20 protein-coding genes are annotated in these 19,089 nt (G+C 56.7%); 9 read left to right on the forward strand and 11 right to left on the reverse strand.

The annotated features are described in order from the left end of the window. Positions 1–18: 18 nt before the first annotated feature. From AC0V6L_RS00995 to AC0V6L_RS01030, 8 genes are all read right to left on the reverse strand, one after another. Complete coding sequence (locus tag AC0V6L_RS00995; RefSeq protein ID WP_486152299.1) at positions 19–375, reverse strand: cupin domain-containing protein; 357 nt, start codon at positions 373–375, stop codon at positions 19–21. Next, the gene (locus AC0V6L_RS01000; RefSeq protein WP_486152301.1) at positions 375–1,481 is read right to left on the reverse strand and encodes an S-(hydroxymethyl)glutathione dehydrogenase/class III alcohol dehydrogenase; all 1,107 of its coding nucleotides are present in this window, start codon (positions 1,479–1,481) and stop codon (positions 375–377) included. Before AC0V6L_RS01000 ends, AC0V6L_RS00995 begins: the two co-directional genes overlap by 1 nt. Before the next feature lie 63 nt (positions 1,482–1,544). Beyond that, positions 1,545–2,192 carry an alternative oxidase gene (locus AC0V6L_RS01005; protein WP_486151461.1) on the reverse strand — a complete coding sequence of 216 codons (648 nt, stop codon included), beginning with the start codon at positions 2,190–2,192 and terminating at the stop codon, positions 1,545–1,547. 201 nt (positions 2,193–2,393) lie between these two features. Continuing rightward, complete coding sequence (ald, locus tag AC0V6L_RS01010; RefSeq protein ID WP_486152303.1) at positions 2,394–3,476, reverse strand: alanine dehydrogenase; 1,083 nt, start codon at positions 3,474–3,476, stop codon at positions 2,394–2,396. Positions 3,477–3,684: 208 nt separating this feature from the next. Then, positions 3,685–3,846 (reverse strand): hypothetical protein, encoded by a 162-nt coding sequence (locus AC0V6L_RS01015; RefSeq protein ID WP_486152305.1) that lies wholly within the window; start codon positions 3,844–3,846, stop codon positions 3,685–3,687. Positions 3,847–4,012: 166 nt separating this feature from the next. After that, the gene (locus AC0V6L_RS01020) at positions 4,013–4,492 is read right to left on the reverse strand and encodes an alpha-hydroxy-acid oxidizing protein (protein ID WP_486152307.1); all 480 of its coding nucleotides are present in this window, start codon (positions 4,490–4,492) and stop codon (positions 4,013–4,015) included. Then, the gene (locus AC0V6L_RS01025) at positions 4,489–5,181 is read right to left on the reverse strand and encodes an alpha-hydroxy-acid oxidizing protein (protein ID WP_486152309.1); all 693 of its coding nucleotides are present in this window, start codon (positions 5,179–5,181) and stop codon (positions 4,489–4,491) included. Before AC0V6L_RS01025 ends, AC0V6L_RS01020 begins: the two co-directional genes overlap by 4 nt. A 60-nt stretch (positions 5,182–5,241) precedes the next feature. Then, positions 5,242–5,631, reverse strand: coding sequence for a thiol-disulfide oxidoreductase DCC family protein (locus AC0V6L_RS01030; RefSeq protein WP_486152311.1), 390 nt, complete (start codon positions 5,629–5,631; stop codon positions 5,242–5,244). A 113-nt stretch (positions 5,632–5,744) separates the two neighbouring features. On the opposite strand from AC0V6L_RS01030, the gene AC0V6L_RS01035 reads away from it, so the two are divergent. From AC0V6L_RS01035 to AC0V6L_RS01075, 9 genes are all read left to right on the forward strand, one after another. Then, the gene (locus AC0V6L_RS01035; RefSeq protein WP_486152313.1) at positions 5,745–6,980 is read left to right on the forward strand and encodes an efflux RND transporter periplasmic adaptor subunit; all 1,236 of its coding nucleotides are present in this window, start codon (positions 5,745–5,747) and stop codon (positions 6,978–6,980) included. Between the two features lie 2 nt (positions 6,981–6,982). Next, complete coding sequence (locus tag AC0V6L_RS01040; RefSeq protein WP_486152315.1) at positions 6,983–7,723, forward strand: ABC transporter ATP-binding protein; 741 nt, start codon at positions 6,983–6,985, stop codon at positions 7,721–7,723. Beyond that, on the forward strand, positions 7,723–9,009 hold the full coding sequence (locus AC0V6L_RS01045) for an ABC transporter permease (protein WP_486152317.1): 1,287 nt from the start codon (positions 7,723–7,725) through the stop codon (positions 9,007–9,009). The genes AC0V6L_RS01040 and AC0V6L_RS01045 overlap by 1 nt, the downstream gene beginning before the upstream one ends. Positions 9,010–9,044: 35 nt before the next feature. Beyond that, positions 9,045–10,394 (forward strand): alkaline phosphatase PhoX, encoded by a 1,350-nt coding sequence (locus AC0V6L_RS01050; RefSeq protein WP_486152319.1) that lies wholly within the window; start codon positions 9,045–9,047, stop codon positions 10,392–10,394. A 149-nt stretch (positions 10,395–10,543) separates the two neighbouring features. Next, positions 10,544–13,816: a WD40/YVTN/BNR-like repeat-containing protein gene (locus AC0V6L_RS01055; RefSeq protein ID WP_486152321.1), complete on the forward strand. Its 3,273-nt coding sequence runs from the start codon at positions 10,544–10,546 to the stop codon at positions 13,814–13,816. 19 nt (positions 13,817–13,835) lie between these two features. Then, positions 13,836–14,366, forward strand: coding sequence for a PepSY domain-containing protein (locus AC0V6L_RS01060; RefSeq protein ID WP_486152323.1), 531 nt, complete (start codon positions 13,836–13,838; stop codon positions 14,364–14,366). Then, complete coding sequence (locus AC0V6L_RS01065) at positions 14,367–14,489, forward strand: hypothetical protein (RefSeq protein WP_486152325.1); 123 nt, start codon at positions 14,367–14,369, stop codon at positions 14,487–14,489. It begins immediately after the preceding gene. Further along, positions 14,473–15,702 carry a methylaspartate ammonia-lyase gene (locus tag AC0V6L_RS01070; protein ID WP_486152327.1) on the forward strand — a complete coding sequence of 410 codons (1,230 nt, stop codon included), beginning with the start codon at positions 14,473–14,475 and terminating at the stop codon, positions 15,700–15,702. The genes AC0V6L_RS01065 and AC0V6L_RS01070 overlap by 17 nt, the downstream gene beginning before the upstream one ends. 120 nt (positions 15,703–15,822) lie before the next feature. Then, entirely contained in the window at positions 15,823–16,614 is a 792-nt protein-coding gene (locus AC0V6L_RS01075; RefSeq protein ID WP_486147263.1) for an IclR family transcriptional regulator domain-containing protein, read from the forward strand. Positions 16,615–16,632: 18 nt separating this feature from the next. On the opposite strand, the gene AC0V6L_RS01080 is transcribed toward AC0V6L_RS01075, so the two are convergent. From AC0V6L_RS01080 to AC0V6L_RS01090, 3 genes are read right to left on the reverse strand one after another with little or no spacing between them, the layout of a single operon-like run. Continuing rightward, positions 16,633–18,036 (reverse strand): FAD-dependent oxidoreductase, encoded by a 1,404-nt coding sequence (locus AC0V6L_RS01080; protein WP_486152329.1) that lies wholly within the window; start codon positions 18,034–18,036, stop codon positions 16,633–16,635. A gap of 3 nt (positions 18,037–18,039) precedes the next feature. After that, a complete protein-coding gene (locus AC0V6L_RS01085; protein WP_486152331.1) occupies positions 18,040–18,702 on the reverse strand; it encodes a zinc-binding dehydrogenase in 663 nt (220 codons plus the stop codon). After that, on the reverse strand, positions 18,699–19,082 hold the full coding sequence (locus AC0V6L_RS01090) for an alcohol dehydrogenase catalytic domain-containing protein (protein ID WP_486152333.1): 384 nt from the start codon (positions 19,080–19,082) through the stop codon (positions 18,699–18,701). The genes AC0V6L_RS01085 and AC0V6L_RS01090 overlap by 4 nt, the downstream gene beginning before the upstream one ends. Between the last annotated feature and the right edge of the window lie 7 nt (positions 19,083–19,089).

The raw sequence follows: 19,089 nt of genomic DNA on the forward strand, positions 1-19,089 counted from the left end.
GAGTGCGTTCTAAACACCTCAGATTTCCATGGGTGTAAAAGCGGTTTCAGCATCGCCTGTATTGGCAGTGTCTTTGGGATCGATAATCACCATCTTCACCTCCCCCTCTGGGACGCGGGGAAAATGCTCCACTCCGCGCGGGACGATAATCATCTCCCCTGCCCTAACCACTTCTACGCTGCCGCGAAACTCCATATGGAGCTCGCCCTCAATCACTAGAAACAACTCATCAGTATCTGGATGAGCATGCCATTGGAAATCGCCCGAAGCCTTGGCAAGCCGCACTTCATTGTCGTTATAGCGCCCGGCGATACGCGGCGCCCAATGATCGGTGAACAAAGCAAACTTGTCCGATAGGTTGACTTTCCGGGTCATCAGAACACCACAACCGAACGGATGCTTTCGCCTGAATGCATGAGGTCAAAGCCTTTGTTGATCTCTTCCAGTGTCAGCTGGTGCGTGATCATGGGATCAATCGCGATCTTGCCGTTCATATACCAATCGACGATTTTGGGCACATCGGTGCGGCCCTTTGCCCCGCCAAAAGCTGTCCCGCGCCAATTGCGTCCGGTGACGAGTTGAAATGGGCGGGTCGCGATCTCTTTGCCCGCTTCGGCGACGCCAATGATGATCGAAGTGCCCCACCCCTTGTGGCAGCATTCAAGCGCTTGGCGCATGACGTCCGTATTGCCGGTGCAATCAAAGGAGTAATCCGCGCCGCCGTCGAGCAATTCGACCAGATGCGCAACGACATCGGCTGTCTCTTTGGGGTTCACAAAGTCGGTCATCCCGAACTTCTCACCCCATTCGCGTTTGGCAGGATTGAGATCAACGCCAACGATCCGGTCAGCGCCCGCCATCTTCGCGCCTTGGATCACGTTGAGGCCAATTCCGCCAAGGCCAAAGACAACGACATTGTCGCCGGGCTCAACCTTGGCCGTATTGGTGACAGCGCCCACGCCTGTCGTGACGCCGCAGCCAACATAACACGCGCTTTCAAACGGGGCATCGGTGCGGATCTTGGCAAGCGCGATTTCGGGCAGGACGATGAAATTCGAAAAGGTCGAGCAGCCCATATAGTGATAGATCGTCTCACCCTTATAGCTCATGCGCGAGGTTCCATCGGGCATCAGGCCGCGCCCCTGCGTTTCGCGGATAGCGCTGCACAGATTGGTTTTGCCGGACAGGCACATTTTGCACTGGCGGCATTCAGGCGTGTAAAGCGGGATGACGTGATCATCCGGAGCAACAGAGGTCACACCGGGGCCAATCTCGCGAACGATCCCGGCGCCTTCATGGCCAAGGACACTGGGAAACAACCCCTCGCTATCCAGCCCGTCCAGAGTGTAGGCATCAGTGTGGCAGATACCGGTGGCCATAATCTCGACCAGCACTTCGCCGTGCTTGGGGCCTTCGAGGTCAAGCTCGACGATCTCAAGCGGCTTTTTGGCTTCGAAAGCGACGGCGGCTCTGGTCTTCATGGATCACTCCTCCTGATATTTGCGCATCGCTATGCGCAGCAATCAGGAGGCGCAAGGCCGCAATCAGGTTTCGCCGAGTTTACGCCGCTTATCGCGCGATCCCTCGCGCCGTTCGTCCAGCGCATCAACAAAGCAATGATTGACATCCCGGTGCTCTGCCTCATCCGCGCGCACGGCAATGATGACATCACGCAGCCGCGCATTGGCGGGCAATTGCCAGTAATCAATTGCGATTTGCGGTGCAGCAAGATTCTCATGACGGCCTGCATCAACTTCCGCGAGATAGGAAGTGTAGCTAATGACCGCCTCTTCCTCGAAATAGCCAACAACCCGGTGCGCGGTGCGCGGGGCGAACAGGTATAGCCAGAAGTAGAAGTTGTAGAAGATAAGCTGGACAGCGACAATCAGAGCGCGCTCAAACCTGCTGGGTTGCGCGATCTCGATAAACGTCATCAGATGCATCCGCTCATTCTCGGCCTCATCCAGCAAAGTGCGAATCCAGCCCTCATCATCGCGCATGCGGCGCAGCGCGCGAAGGTGCTGCCATAATCCGCCAACCATGCCCGGAACCGCGGCAACGGTTTCCAGCACAACAGCGCGGTGGCCATAGCGTTTGGCAAAGAGGGTATCGGCGAAAAAGCGCAGCAGTTTAACAAACGAAAACGCGATCTTATCGCTCGTCGTTTCCGGGGTAACGTGGCTGTTAATCACCGCATCTTTGTTGACTTCGCGGACCAGCGGGCGGGTATCGATGTGTTTCACGGAAAAGCACTCTCAAGTGACTTCGCCCCTTCTACTCAACCCCATTGTCGAGCGCCCTGACAAAGTCTCTGTCGGCAGTTCGCATATACGTATCCGCAGCTGCGATTACCCTAAGAATGCATGCAAGCACTGTTCGGTTCCCTGCAACAACTAGAAGCCCAAACTGTCAGATACTGCAGAATTTACAATCTTCCCCTGGTGCACGTTAAGGCCCGGCGCGAGAAAAGGATCATCCTCGCACGCGGCGATCCCTTTATTGGCTAGCGCCAATCCGAAAGGCATGGTCGCATTGTTCAGCGCATAACTTGATGTATGCGGCACTGCGCCCGGCATGTTGGCGACGCAATAATGGATGATGTCATCGACGATATAGGTGGGTTCGCCATGAGTTGTCGGTTTTGACGTTTCAAAACATCCACCCTGATCGATGGCCACATCAACCAGCACCGCACGGTGCTTCATTAAGCCCAGCATATCGCGCGTCACCAATCGCGGCGCGCTGGCACCGGGAATAAGCACAGCGCCGATTACAACGTCCGCTTCGGTGATGGCGTGTTCGATCGTGCCCGCATTCGAATAACGCGTGACGGCGCGCCCCTGAAACATATCGTCAAGTTCGCGAATGCGCGGCAAGGAGCGGTCGAGGATTTCGACATTCGCGCCCAGCCCCACTGCCATGCGCGCGGCCTGCGTGCCGACAACCCCGCCGCCGATCACAACCACTTTGGCGGGCAGAACTCCGGGAACGCCGCCCATCAGAATACCGCGTCCGCCGTGGACCTTGTGGCTGGAATGCGCGCTCGCCTCAATTGACAAGCGGCCTGCAACTTCGCTCATGGGTGCTAGCAATGGCAGCGAGCCATCAGGCGCGGTCACCGTTTCATAAGCGACAGCGGAAACACCGCTTTCCACAAGCCCGCGCGCCTGATCGGGATCAGGAGCGAGGTGGAGATAGGTGAAGAGGATTTGCCCTTCGCGAAGCTGCACCCATTCTGACGGCTGCGGCTCTTTGACTTTGACGATCATTTCGGCGCGGGCGAAAACCTCTTGCGCTGTATCAACGATTTCTGCGCCAATGGCGGCGTAATCCGCATCGGTTTTGCTGATACCCAGCCCCGCGCCCGTTTCAACCAGCACCGAATGCCCGGCGGCGATGTATTCCCTCACCGCTTCGGGGGTTAGGCCGACGCGAAATTCGCTCGATTTGATTTCTTTAGGGACACCGACCAGCATGGCTCTCTCCTTGTCGCAGCTGACCGCGCTGATTTAGCGGTCACGCAACAAAGTTACAATCCATTAAAATTTGTCGGTAGGGCTGGGCTTGTGTGTTCTGGCGCGCGCCTCTGGCTGCGCGCGTCTTCCCTCAGCAGCGCCTTTGAGTATTTTAGCGGAGGTAAAGTCCGCAATCGCGCCTGCCTAAGCTAAGGCATACCAGCACTTTTCAGCCGAGCGGCATCCAACGCGAAAGCGCATTCATCAAAGTGCTGCGCGCGGCCATCGGCCTGATACGGCCATAGCGCGCACGGCGGGCGTTTTCATCGTGCAGGCACATGGTGCGACCCATGCAGTCTGGTCCACTGGACCAAATCGTTGGTTTTTCCATTTTCGCGTCCCCGATTCGCGTCTTGTTAGGGATGTTACGTAACACTGAATCTGTGGAAAACTAAGCATGGATTTGAACTAAGGCGAAATTTTACATCTTCGCCAGATTCCCAATCAACCCAAATGATTCAAAGCCGCGCAAGATTATGACGCGAATTCGCAGCCAATCATTTACGGTCGGTTCGCACGGCTCCTGCGGCGCGCACGTCAGCCAATGTTGGGTAACCATTCACCGCCATCAGCAAATCCGCTTCGGCCAGAATTGAATTGAGCACAAATGCCGCACCATCAGCTCCGCCCAAAGCCAGGCCATAGGTGTAAGGCCGCCCCACGCCGACCGCTGCTGCGCCCAATGCTATTGCCTTGATGGCATCGGTGCCGGATCGGATACCGCTGTCAAACAAAACCGGCAGATCGCCCGCCGCTGCCACAACGTCAGCCAACAGATCAATCGTCGCTATCCCGCCATTGGCTTGGCGTCCGCCATGGTTGGAGCAATAAATCGCATCGGCCCCGTGATCGGCCGCTTTTCGAGCATCATCTGGATGACATATCCCTTTCAGCACTATCGGTAGATCAGTGACTGATTTGAACCAGGCGATATCGTCCCAGGTCAGCACTTGTCCAAATGTGCCTGCCCAGATCATGATTGCGGTCTCGGGGTCTTCTTCGGGGGGTTGGGAAGCAGCTTGAGAAATTCTGGATCGGTAAAATAATTCTGCAAAACCTTGCCGCGCAATTGCGGAAAGTTGGACGCGTTCAAATCGCGCGGTCGCCAGCCTGTGACCCATGTATCCAATGTGACCACCAGCGCTTTGTAACCCGCCGCCTCTGCCCGTCGGATCATGCTTGTGGCCACATCCTTGTTTCTCGACGTGTAAAGCTGGAACCATGCGGGCGTGTCGGCGCAGGCCTGTTTCACATCCTCCAGCGGATCATTGGACAAGGTTGAAGCGCAAAACGGAACGCCCGTGGCTGCAGACGCTTTCGCTGCGGCAATATCGCCATGGCGATCCTGCGATGCTTCGCCGTTCAGACCAATCGGCGCCATAAATAACGGGCTGTGATAGGTGTCGCCAAACAGCTCAATCGAAAGATCGCGGCTTTCGCAATCAACCATCATTCTGGGGATCATGCCCCAATGGTGAAACGCGCTGGCATTGGTGTCCTGCGTGTGCTCATCGCCGCAACCACCAGCGACATAATTGGTCATCATCGGGCCCAGCGCTTCGTGTGCGCGCGCTTCCAATGTCGCAAAATCCACCGGATATTCGGGCAACACGCCTTTTAGACCGGCATTGTAAATCGCGTTCTGCATCGCGCCAAAATAGGTCATCGATCGCCTCTCCTGTTTGCGGCATTGTTGAGCGCAACAGACCAGCAAGGGCAAGCGGTTTTAGCTGACCAAGCGCTGCAATTGAGGGCGAACCTTGAGGAACAGGACGTACAAACGCTCAAGCAACTTGAGAACAAAGCCATTGCGCGCAGCAAACCCCAAAGGACGAAGCAACGGAATTGCGCGCCACATGGCGGCGAAGGCAGCAGCGCCGCTTAACACTTTGCCATTTTCCTCAGCATGAAAGCGCGCCAGCAGGTCGGCCTGATTGACCGGACAGGATGGATCGCCATTTTCAGAGACATCGACAAAATCAATCGCGCTATTCCGATCAAGTCTGCGCATCAGGCTTATTTCGCGCTGGCACAGCGGGCACGCTCCATCGAACCAGACTTTGAGCCGCTTGGCATCGCGCGCCACGTCATTGGTCGTTTTGTCTTTGCCCTTCATAGCAAAGCGGATGTGCGCCTTACCCTTTCGAATTCAAGGCTTGCACGCACGCAGCACCGCCGCCAATATCGCTGCGCGGAGTTATGCAGGGGCGATCCGGCGGTAAAGGGGCAATGATGCAAAGCATATTTGGCTGGATAAAACGCCATCCTTTTATCACAGCCTTCATCGCGATTATCGCGCTTTTGATAGCAGCCAGTTTTCTATTCACCGGTGAGCGTGACTACGAATACGAACGCGATGAGGTGTCACGCGGCGAGGTTATCCGCGTCGTGTCTGCCAGCGGGACATTGCGCGCTTTGAACACAATCAATGTTGGCGCGGAAGTTTCCGGGCAGATCACAGCAGTATATGTCGATTTCAATTCGCCTGTCGAAAAAGGACAATTGCTCGCGCAAATTGACCCCACCCGTCCCCGCGCACAGGTGACGCAGGCCCGCGCGCAGGTTGATCTGGCCCGCGCCAGCCTTGCCCAGGCCGAAGCTGCCATCATCCGCGCGCGCACCGACGTGGACGTACAGACGCGTGAATTTGACCGGCGCGCAGAGCTTGCGGAAAAAGGGTTCGTATCCAGCGCTGGCCGCGATCAGGCCGAAAATGCGCTGGTGGCGGCCAAGGCATCGCTCAGCACAGCTTTGGCTCAGGCGCAAAGCGCGCGCGCCCAGATCGCGCAAAGCCTTGCCAGCCTGCGCTCTGCCGAACTGGATCTGTCGCGCACCCGTATTATCGCGCCCACTGGCGGCGTGGTGATCGACAAGCTGGTGGAACCGGGCACCACGGTTGCCGCCAGTTTTCAAACGCCCAACCTGTTCACAATCGCGGCTGACACAAGCCGTATGCAAGTCGAAGCCGCCGTGGACGAGGCCGATATTGGCCAAGTGCGCGAAGGTCAGGATGTGCGCTTTACGGTTGATAGCTATCCCGATGAAATCTTCGTCGCAAAAGTGCAGCAAATCCGCCAATCGGCAACTCAGGGTCAAAGCGCAGTGAGTTATCTGGTGATCCTTGACGTTGATAATATCAATGGGCTGCTGCTCACCGGGATGACGGCAAATGTCGATATTATCACTGGCCAGAAAGACGATGTGCTGCGCGTGCCAGTCGCAGCAACGCGGTTTCTGCCGCAAGAAGCGGATCGGCCCACTATTGAGGACGACAAGGACGACAATGACAACGAGGCGCGCGATGAAGTGACCGTCTGGCTGCCGGGCGAAGAGCCATACCAACCCACGCGGCACGCCATAACCACAGGGCTTAAAGGTGAGGATTTTGTCGAAGTCACAGACGGCTTGGCCGAGGGATCGCAAGTGCTGGTCCGCTCACGCGATAAAAGCGATGATGGCGGTTAATCGTGGCCAATGCTTCACCCAGCAGCACGCAGCCGCTCGTTGAAACCCGCGGGCTCGTCAAAACCTACACTTTGGGCGGAGAGACCATTCACGCGGTCAATGACGTATCGCTGACAATAGAACGCGGTGAATATGTCGCGATCATGGGCGCAAGCGGATCGGGCAAATCCACATTCATGAACATGATTGGCTGCCTTGATGTGCCAAGCCAGGGCGACGTGCTGATTGATGGCATCCCGACCCGCGAAATGTCGAGCGATGCTCTGGCTGATTTGCGCAATGCCAAAATTGGATTTGTGTTTCAGCAGTTCAACCTGCTCGCCCGGACATCGTCGATTGATAACGTTGCGGTGCCGCTCATCTATGCGGGGCTCGATACGAAAAGCCGCCGCGAGAAAGCCACGCAAAAGCTCGTCGAAATGGGCCTTGGCGAGCGGCTGCTTAACACGCCCGCCAAGCTGTCAGGCGGCCAGCAACAACGTGTGGCCATAGCAAGAGCGCTTGTGACCGAACCCTTATTGCTGCTGGCAGACGAGCCGACGGGCGCGCTCGATTCAAAGACTAGCGAAGATATTATGCAAGTGTTCGAAGATCTGAATGCAGCTGGCATCACTTTGATTGTAGTGACCCATGAAAGGGAGATTGCCGATCACGCCAAGCGCCGGATCGAATTTCGCGATGGCAAAGTCATTGAGGATCGATTGGTTGAGAACCGCACAATCGCAAGCGAGATCGCGGCATAATGGCAACCGCATCCCCTCCCCCGGTTGCAAAGCCGAAACGCAATCTCGTCTCCAGCTGGGCGGTGAATGTCGCGATTGCCTTGACCGCGCTGCGCACCAATTTGCTGCGTTCAATCCTGACAATGCTTGGCGTGCTTATCGGGGTGTTTGCTGTCACTTTGGCTGTGGCGGTGGGCAGCGGCGCGCAAGAGACGATCACCAATGTGATAAACAGGTTTGGCTCAAACATGGCCATTGTTTTGCCGCGTCCCGATGATGGCGAAGAATCCGGTCCGCCAAGGCGCGTGCGGGAACGCGGGCGCCTCACCCAGCGCGATCTAAAAGCTATCGAGAGCGAAGTGCCCAATATCCGCGCGCTGGCCCCTCAATTGCTGCAACCCGTGGACCTAGTCGTCGCCGGAAGCGCCACATCGACCAGCGCGGTTGGCACCACGCCCGGCTATGGATTGGTGACCACGCATCCGGCTGATCGCGGACGCTACATAACGCAATCCGATGTCCGCTCCGCCGCACGCGTCGTGGTTATGGGCCGCACCGTGGCGGAAGATTTGTTCGGCGAATTTGATCCTGTCGGCGAAAGCGTTCGGGTCAACGGTGTTCCCTTCGTCGTCATCGGATTGCTAGAGGAAAAGGGATCAACATTGGGTGATGACAGCGATGATACGCTTATCATGCCGATCTCTACAATGCGCCAGCGCTTCTCAGGTGACAGCCTGCCCGGCCCTGATGACTTGCAGGTTGCCTTCGTCGCTTTCAACGAAAGCGCATCGCTAACCCGCGGCAAGGATGATATCGTTGCAGTCTTGAGTGACCGATACCGCGTCGAAGATGGCGAACCGACCCCCTTCACCGTTCGCACGACCGAGGAATTTGTTGAGCAGAGCAATTTCATCACCGGTATTTTGCAGTCGGTGCTTGTCTCCATCGCCTCGATCTCGTTGCTCGTCGGAGGGATCGGGATCATGAACATCATGCTCGTCAGCGTGACAGAGCGGACGCGCGAGATTGGACTGCGCATGGCCTTGGGCGCAAGGCGCAGCGATATTCGCAATCAATTTCTGGTTGAGGCCGCAGTGCTGTGCGTTTTGGGCGGCGGGGTTGGTCTGGCACTCGCTTGGGGCGCAGGCGCTGCGCTGACTGCCTTTGCCGAGTTTCCCGTGCCTGTCGGGATTGGCACAGCAATTGGCGCCATTGCTTTTTCAGCCTTTTTGGGGCTTGTTTTTGGCGGCTATCCCGCTGTCAGAGCTTCGCGGCTATCCCCCATCGAGGCCCTACGGACTGAATAACGAACTGAATAGCGGACTGAATAGGAAACCAAACAATGCTTCTTCCCCCGGCGGGTCGCCGTCAGTTTCTCGCAGCCACAGGATCAGCCTTTGCAGCTTTGCTTGCCAGCGGGTGTATGACCCGCGGTGCAGCGCTTGCTCCTGCCGCTGTGCGGTTTTCTGATTACGGGCCGCTGCAAGGCGATCCTGCAGGCATGCTCGATCTGCCAAAGGGATTTTCTTACAGGGTTCTCTCCAGCCTTGGCGATATGATGGACGACGGCGGCACAGTGCCTGACAAAGCGGATGGAATGGGCTGTCTCGATATCGGCGCGGGGGCAGATGGTCGCCCGGAAATTGTCCTGGTGCGCAATCATGAACTCATCCCCGCAGATGATGCAGGCGGGCCAATAGCAAAAGGGTTTGGCACATATAACGGCGCATACACACCGGGCGGCACGACCAATATCGTGCTCGATGCCGAAACGCTTGCGGTCAAACGCCAGTTTCGCACATTGGGCGGGACGATCCGCAATTGTTCAGGCGGTGTCACCCCATGGGGCAGCTGGCTAACATGCGAGGAGGCCCCGACAGGCCCCGGCCAAAGGTACGGCGAAGGCCTTGCCATCAATCACGGCTGGACATTTGAAATACCGGGCAAAGCTAGCGGCCTGATCGATCCAGTCCCCTTACGCGCCATGGGCCGTTTCAATCACGAAGCTGCGTGCGTCGATCCGCTTACCGGCTTTGTCTATCAAACGGAGGACCGCGATGACGGCGTCCTCTATCGTTTCATTCCCAAAGTGCCAGGCCAATTGGCAGCAGGTGGCCGCCTGCAAGCGATGGTTATTGAAGGCCTGCCAGACACGCGCAATTGGGACGCAGCCGCAATGCCGATCAGGCAAAGCTATCAGGTAAGCTGGGTTGATCTCGATAATGTCGAAGCGCCCGAAGACGATCTGCGTCTGCGTGCAGCGGCCAAGGGCGCTACGCTGATCGCGCGCGGCGAAGGCATTCATATGGGCGAAGATGATCTTTATTTCTGCTCAACCAGCGGCGGGGCCAAAAAGCTTGGGCAGATTTTCCGGTTTGTCCCGGGACGCGGCAATGGGCCAGACCGGGCCGAGTTGTTCTTCGAAAGTGAAAGCATCGAGCAGTTCAATTTCGGCGACAATCTGTGCGCCGCGCCCAATGGCCATTTGCTCGTCTGCGAGGATGCCTACACCGAAGTGGTCGATAACCATGTGCGCGGTATCACGCCTGCGGGCTCTCCTTACGCTTTTGCGCGTCTCAACATGCAGACAGAGCTTGCCGGCGGGTGCTTTTCTCCCGATGGCAAGTGGTTCTTTGTGAACGCATATGCTCCGGCCCGAACACTCGCGATAACCGGGCCTTGGGCTGTTTGACCGGCCGTTTGACCGGTCCTGTGCGCCATTGGTCAAAAAGCCTGCTGCTGCGCGTTGCGCTGGGATAACAAAGACTTTAGGCTGAAATTTCGCGCGGGCACCTCGCGCGCAGGGGAAAACGCATTGCGCGCGTTTTAAGGGGCTATTGAATGAACCTGGTCAAATTTTTCGTTGGTCTTTTTCTGGCGCTCGGACTTGCCAATCCTGCTTTGGCGCAAAGCGAAAGCGGTGATGAGCAGCCAGCCCTTTCTGAAAAAACATTCGAAGCGTTCAAATTGCGCAGCATCGGTCCTGCGTTCATGTCAGGCCGGATTGCAGATATCGCGATTGTGCAGGATGACCCGGCGACCTGGTATGTCGCGGTGGGATCTGGCGGCGTTTGGAAAACCGAAAATGCTGGCACAACTTGGACCTCGCTGTTCGATGGTCAAGGTTCGTATTCGATCGGTTCACTCGGCCTTGACCCCAGCGATCCCAGCCGCATCTGGGTTGGCACAGGCGAGAACAATGGCGGTCGGCACCTTGGCTATGGCGATGGGCTGTATCTGTCCGAAGATGGCGGCAAAACTTGGACGAAGAAAGGCCTCGAAACATCTGAGCGGATTGGCAAAATCATTGTCCATCCTGAGGATTCCGACACAATCTGGGTCGCTGCACAAGGGCCGCTTTGGTCGCCGGGCGGCCAGCGCGGGGTCTATAAATCCACCGATGGCGGAGAAACCTGGGCCAACGTCCTTTCCTCGGGCGAGTTTACGGGCGCAGGCGATCTGATTATCGATCCGCGCAATCCTGATCGCCTTTATGCCGCCATGTGGCAACGCCAGCGCACCGTTGCCGCCTATGTGGGCGGCGGGCCGGAAAGCGGGCTTTGGCGCAGCGAGGATGGCGGTGAAACCTGGGATGAGCTGAAAACAGGTTTGCCCAAGGGTAATATGGGCAAAATCGGGTTGGCTATTTCCCCCATGCAGCCCGATGTCGTTTACGCAGCCATTGAATTGGACCGGCGCAAAGGCGGCGTTTTCCGGTCTGACAATCGCGGATCAAGCTGGGCCAAAATGTCTGATCAGGTGAGCGGCGGCACAGGACCGCATTACTATCAAGAGCTTTTCGCCAGCCCGCATTATTTCGACCGCATCTATCTTGTCTCCAACACCAGCCAGATATCGAATGATGGCGGCAAAAGCTGGTCCGGCCTCAACAACGAATTAAAGCATGTGGACGATCACGCCATCGCGTTTCGCCCGGATGATCCTGATTATATTATGTTCGGCTCTGATGGCGGGCTTTATGAAAGCTATGACCATACCAAGACATGGCGCTTTATCAGCAATCTGCCCGTCACCCAGTTTTACAAGGTTGCAGTGGATGATGCCGAGCCGTTCTATTTCGTCTATGGCGGGACGCAAGACAACAACTCGCAAGGCGGACCATCGCGCACTGATAATCGCCACGGCATTCGCAATGATGACTGGTTCATCACTCTGTTCGCAGACGGACACCAATCCGCGACCGAGCCGGGCAATCCTGATATCATGTATGCGCAGTGGCAGCAGGGCAATCTGGCCCGCGTTGACCGGATCACGGGCGAAGTGGTTCATATCCAGCCGCAGCCGGTCCCCGGCGATGATATCCCGCGGTTCAACTGGGATGCGCCCATTCTGGTCAGCCAGCACCAGCCGACGCGCATTTATCATGCCTCGCAGCGGCTTTGGCGGTCAGATGATCGCGGCGATAGCTGGCGGGCTATCTCGCCTGATCTGACGCGCAATCAGAACCGCCTGCGCCTGCCTGTCCAAGGCCGCCAGCAAAGCTGGGATGCGGGTTGGGATATCTATGCGATGAGCCAGTACAACACGATCGCCAATATCGGGGAAAGCCCGCTCAACGAGGATCTGCTGTATGTCGGCACTGACGATGGTCTGATCCAGATCACCGAAAATGGCGGCGAAACGTGGCGGCGCGTAGAGGTCGGCTCGATGCCGGGTGTTCCCTCCACCGCCTATGTGAATGACATTCGCGCCGATCTGTTTGACGAAAACACAGTGTATGCAGCGCTCGACAATCACAAATATGGCGACTTCAAACCGTATCTTTTGAAAAGCACGGATCGCGGGCGCACTTGGCGCAGCATTGCAAGCAATATCCCTGCGCGCCATCTGGTTTGGCGCGTTGTGCAGGACCACGAAAACCCGAACCTGTTGTTCGCCGCGACGGAATTTGCGCTGTTCTTCAGCCTTGATGGCGGCCGCAAATGGGTGAAGCTGTCTGGCGATGCGCCGACCATTTCTTTCCGCGATGTCACCATTCAAAGACGCGAGGACGATCTTGTCGCAGCCAGCTTTGGCCGGGGTTTCTATATTGTCGATGATATCTCACCGCTGCGAACTTTGTCGCAAAGCAGTCTAAACTCCGAAGCCATGCTGTTCCCCGGGCGCGATGCGCTTTGGTATATCGAGCAGCACCCGCTCGCCTTTTCGGCAGGCGGCAGCCAGGGCCATGGATATTTTCGCGCACCCAACCCGCCCTTTGGAGCAAACTTTACCTACTATCTGGCTGACAGCATTGCGTCGCTGAAAGAGGACCGTCAAAAACGCGAAAAACCCCGCGTGAAAGCTGGGCAAGATACGCCTTTGCCGGATTTCGGAACGCTCACTGAGGAGATTCAGGAAACTGCTCCTGCCATTTGGCTGACGGTGCGTGATGCGGATGGCAATGTGGTGCGGCGGATCAAAGGACCGGCCAAGAAAGGCTTTCACCGCGTCAATTGGAACCTGCGCTTTTCCGATATGAGCGAGGCGAGCGTTACGCCGGCTGACGGTGATGAACCGTCGGGCTTTCTGGTTTCGCCCGGCCAATACACTGTGTCGATGGCGAAGCGGGTTCGCGGGCAGACGACTGAGCTTGTTGGGCCGCAGCCTTTCACGGTGAAACCCCTGCGTTCCGGCGCGTTGCCGCGGCAGAGTGATGCCGATGAATTTTGGGCACAGATCGCAGCGTTTGACCGGTCGGTCACAGCCGCCGCGCGCACCATGGCTGATGCAAAGACAAAGCTTAATCTGCTGGCAGTGGCGACATCACGTGTTCAACGCGGCGATCCAACCACGTTCGACAATCGGCTGGAAACTATCCGCAGCGAAGTAGAAGCATTGGATGAACTGCTGAACGGCAATGCCGCGCGCAATGCGATTTACGAAAGAACTCAGCCAACCGTGCGCAGCCGATTGGGCAAAATCATGACCGGATTGTTCGGATCAACCTATGGCCCCACTCAGACGCACCGCGACCAATTGGCCTATGCCAGGTCAGATTTTGACCAGGTCCGCGCCCGGCTGATGACTTTAACAGAGCAGACCATCCCGGCTTTCGAGGCCGACTTGCAAGCCGCAGGTGCGCCGTGGGTCCGGGGCAGCAAGATCCCGTAACCTTGCGCCTTTTGTCATCATGAAACCCCAGCGCCTTTTCCGTCAGGTTCACTACTGGCTCTCGCTTGCCGTGCTGGTTCCAGCGCTGGCAATGATTGGCGCAGGGATAATGCTGATGCTGAAAAAAGAGATCGAATGGATCCAGCCCAGCACCACTCGCGGAGTTGTCGAGGCGCAATTGCCCGCCGCTTCGTTTGAGCAAATTCTCGACGCCGCCCGCCAGCACCCCGAAGCCGGTATTCAGGCATGGTCGGACATTGACCGCATCGACCTGAGGGTTGACCGGGGCATTGCCAAATTGCGCGCAAATTCAGGCTGGGAAGTGCAAGTTGACACGCACACGGCTGAAGTTTTGAAAGTGGCATACAGGCGTTCTGACCTGATTGAAGCGATCCATGATGGCTCGTTCTTTTCCGATGAGATCAAGCTTTATGTGTTCCTTCCAACGGGCGTTTTGCTGCTGATTATGTGGGGCACCGGGGTCTATTTGTTCCTGCTGCCGCGTATCGCGAAATCAAGAAAGGCGAAGCGCGGCAAAGGGGCAGGCTGATTGCCGCTCATCACCTGCCGGATAAACGCAGCTTTGCGATCACTTACGGGTGAGAAAGGCGGCAGCGCGGCGAGCGAACCCATCACCGCACCACTGGAATTGCCCAATGCCGCAAATCACTGATCTGATCCTTGCCCCTGCGATGGGGTCGTTCTTTTATGACGATCAGGCCGCCATCAGAGCCGGCGCAGGCCAAGACGGTTTCAACTATACGGGCAAGCCAGTAACGCCGGGCTTCACCCACGTCAGACAACCTGCCACTGCGCTGAGCATTGGGTTGGTGCTGGATGATGGCGCGGTTGCCTGGGGCGATATGGTCAGTGTCCAGTATTCCGGTGCAGCGGGGCGTGATCCGCTGTTCGATCCGGAGAAAATCGCACAAATCGTCGCGGCCGATATCAGCCCACACCTTATTGGCCGCGATCCAGCTACCGCTAGGGCCAATTGCGAAGCGGTTCTTGACCGGAACGAAAGCCTGCCGATTGCGATCAAATACGGCGTCAGTCAGGCCTTATTGAGCGCGGCGGCTCTGGCGCAGCGATGCACAATGGCTGAGGTGGTTTGCGATATCTTCGATCGCCCCCTGCCCGCCGCCCCCATCCCCATTTTCGCGCAAAGCGGTGATGATCGGCGATTAAATGTCGACAAGATGGTGTTGAAGAAGGTCGATATTCTCCCGCATGGGCTCATCAATTCAGCCGAAAAATTCGGCCCCAATGGCGCAACCTTTGTCGAATATGCCGAATGGGTCGCACACCGCGCAGACCAGCTGGGCGGCAGTGACTATCGCCCGGCGCTCCATTTTGATCTGTATGGCTGGGTTGGCCTTGGTTTCAGCGATGAGCCGGCCGAAGTCGCGCAGTTTATCGCGCGATGCGCGGACCGCGTTTCCGGCTTTGATCTGCAAATCGAAAGTCCGGTTGATTACGGCGACAGGCAAAAACAAATCGACAAGTTTGCCGAGATAGTCGCCGAAATGGAAAAGCTGGGCACGTCAGCAAAAATCGTGGCAGACGAACACTGCAACACTTTGCGCGATATTCGCGATTTCTGCGACGCGAAAGCTGCGCATATCGTCCAGATTAAGACCCCGGACGTTGGCAGCGTGCTGGATACAGCCCATGCAATTCAATACGCCAAGAAAACAGGCATTGGAGCATATTGCGGCGGAACCAGTGCGGAAACCGATCTTTCTGCAAGAGCATGTGTGCATGTCGCGCTGGCGATGCAGGCGGATATGATGCTCGCGAAGCCCGGTATGGGCGTTGATGAGGCAATCTGCATTGTCGGCAATGAACAAAGCCGTGCTTTAGCGACAATCAAACGCCTTGGATGACCGCCTCAAAAGCGCGGCAACCTTGCATCACCGTCCGAAAAATTGGACACACAAAACTGTCATAAAACTTGTGCGCTACGCTCAAAACCCGTACCCAAACATCGGACAGATGAGGTAGATATGGAAAGAGGCGTACCAGTTCGGGCCATCAGCCGGGGTTTCGCCGTGCTATCAGCGGTAAGCCGCGATGGACCGATTACATTGATGGGCATTTCGCGCAGCGCTGATGTGCCTTATGCGACTGCATGCAGGGTTGTTCAAACCTTGATGCATGAAGGTTTGATCGAACGCGAAGTGGGGCGCAAGAAATACCGCGTCACATCGCTTGTCCAGTCGCTGGCGACAGGCTTCCAGCAGGAAGATGAGCTCGCCGCTCAAGCGCGTCCGCATATGGAAGAATTGTGCCAGAAAGTCGGCTGGCCGATCTCGCTCGCCACGCGGGTTGGAACGCGCATGATGGTGCGCGAATCCACTCACAAAATGACCTCGCTCACTTTCACGAATTATTATCCCGGCTTTACGCTTCCAATCTCCGAATGCGCGACCGGAAAAGCGTATCTTGCAAATTGTGAAGAAACGGAACGCGAGATGATTAAAGACGCGTTCGAGGCAACCGACAGCGAAGCGGCGCAAACCGGCCTTTTGCTTTTGTCCGACGGCGTGGCGCTGGGAAAAATCAAAGAAGCGGGATACGCCTTACAAGCGCGCAATCAGCATAATTTTGAACCGGGTAAAACCTCTTCATTGGCCGTCCCAATGTTCGATCAGGATCGCAAATTGGTGGGTTCGATGGCGCTCATTTATTTTGCTTCTGCGATCAAACCCAATGAAGCTGCTGGCGAATTTCTGCCAATGATGCAGGAAACCGCCGAGAAAATCAGTCAAGGCCTTGGCATAAAGCAATTCGCCTGAAGCGAACGGCAATTGCAGTCACCCCGCAATGCTGGCTGAATGCGTGCCGGCCAATCGCCCCAAAGTCGTGGCCGTCATAAGTCCATTGCCTGCCAGATACCCATCCGCGCCCGGCCCCGATATGCCGCGTGCAGCCCCTCCGCCCGCATAGAGATTGGGAAACGGTTTGCGATCGGTGCGAAGGACGCGGGCATTTTCATCCACTTCCAATCCGCCTTGAGTGTGAAACAGGGCCCCGGTGACTTTCACGGCGTAAAAAGGTGCCGAAAGCTTCACTTTCCCCGCGAAACTCCGCCCAAATTCATCAGGCTCGCTGCTATCCACATGCATCCAAGTGTCCTCGATTGTGGCTTGAAGCCCGTCGGGGTCTATCCCTGTCTGAGCGGCAAGATCGCCAATGTCATCTGCCACTTTCAAACAGCCAGCTGACATCGCCTGCTGGTAATCGTCAAACTGCTCCATCACCTTATGGCGGCGCTCATCATAGATGCTCCACGCGACATGGCCGTCTTGTTTTAGGACTTCGACAGCCTGTTCGGAATATCCTGCCGCTTCGTTGGAGAACCGCTTTCCTGCGCGGTTCACTTGCACGCCGCCCTCAACGATTAAAGGCCAAAGGATCGGAATGCCATATCCAGCCGCAAGGCCGGCATGACCTTGGTATGAAGCGATATCTGCCATCGCAGCGCCAAGGGCCCGGCCCCATTCAATCGCATGGCCTTTATTGCCGGGGTGACCGTGAAAGGTCGCATGCTCAAGTTCGGGAATTAGCTCAGATACCATGGCCTGATTGCCGGCAAATCCGCAGCAGGCAAGGATCAAAGCGCCGCAGCCGATCACGTCCTCAGAGCCATCGGGCCTGGTGCACCCTACTGCGATAACTTGCTCTTCCTGGTTTACAAACAGGCGGTTCACAGTGCTTTCGGTGAAAAAGTCGACACCTGCACTTTCGCATGCGGCATACAATGCGCCCATCAATTCACCCCCTGACCGGCTAGGCATTCCATGCATACGGCGCACCGAATGGCCGGGATAGGTAAAGCCATCGACAAGGCTTAGATCAAGGCCGTGTTTTTCCGACAGCCAGTCGATTGTTGCCGCCGATTCTGAGACGATATTGCGCACCATCACCTTATCTATCAGCCCGTTGGTTTTGGCGGCGATATCCCCTGCAAACAGATCTACGCTGTCTTCAACACCTGCGCTCTTTTGAATGGCGCTGCCGCAAGCCGGGATCAGCCCGGTCGACATAGACGTGGTGCCAAGCGGCTGGCGATCTTGTTCGACCACCAGCACATCAACCCCCGCATCGCGCACGGCCAGTGCAGCGCACAAGCCAGTGCCTCCTCCTCCAACGACAATGACGGGAATGTCCATTATCGTATCGACCGCATCGGTCTTTACAACTGCAATCGCATCCATTGTTCAGCTTGCTCCAAATGTAAGCACAGGCTTGATGACACGGTTATTCTTCATCGCCTCGAACGCATCGGCGATGTCTTCGAACGCAAATGTTTCGATCAGTTCATCAATCGGCAATTTTCCGCTTTCGAACAGTTCGAACAGGTATGGCAGAAAAGTCTCGGGCACGCTGTCGCCTTCGATTATGCCGATGATATTGGTTGTCATGAATGGCAAACCACCGGGGTGAGGCACGGGATCTTCAAACTCGCCAGGAATGGTCAGAACACCCAAAGATCCGCCGGGCCGCAAGCTGTGCAGCGATTGTTCGAACGTCGCCTGAGCGCCCGCCGTATCGAGCACAGCTGCGACCCCTTCGGGAACTACAGATCGGATTGAGGCTGCGATGTCGCCAGTAAAAGTATAATCCGCACCCATTTGACGGGCAATGTCACATCTTTCCTCTACAAGATCGAAAACAATGATGGGATCGCACCCCACAATGCGCCCCGCCATTATCGCCGACAACCCCACCGCGCCGCAACCGATGACTGCCAGGGGAAAGCCTGCCTTCAAGCCCAATTGGTTGAACACAGCGCCAGCGCCCGTTTGCACCCCGCATCCAAATGGCGCGGCTTGAACAAAACTCATCGTATCAGGGATTTTGACAATGTTGCGCGCGGTCACGATTGCATGGGTGGCAAAGCAGCTTTGCTGAAAAAAGCGCCGCCGACAGGCTCGGATAGGGGCGCTCCATCAGGTCTGGTGTAGCTCGGCCTGCCCGCAGCGCGTGAACCTTCGATATTGAGCGCAATACCATCGACGCAATAGGCTGGCCTGCCTGATCCGCAAACGGAGCATTCTCCGCAAAAGCCGAAAGTGGCAGCTACGCGGTCGCCGATGGCAAAATCGGTAACCTCGCTGCCTATTTCCACGACGATACCAGCGCCTTCATGACCAAAAACGCGCGGATTGGCCGACCACTGGGCAATGCCGATATCAGTGTGGCAAATGCCTGCTGCCTTGACCTCAATCACCAATTCATCAGGTGCAGGATCATCGAGCATAAGCGGC

The organism is Erythrobacter sp. JB1-15, from assembly GCF_057365035.1.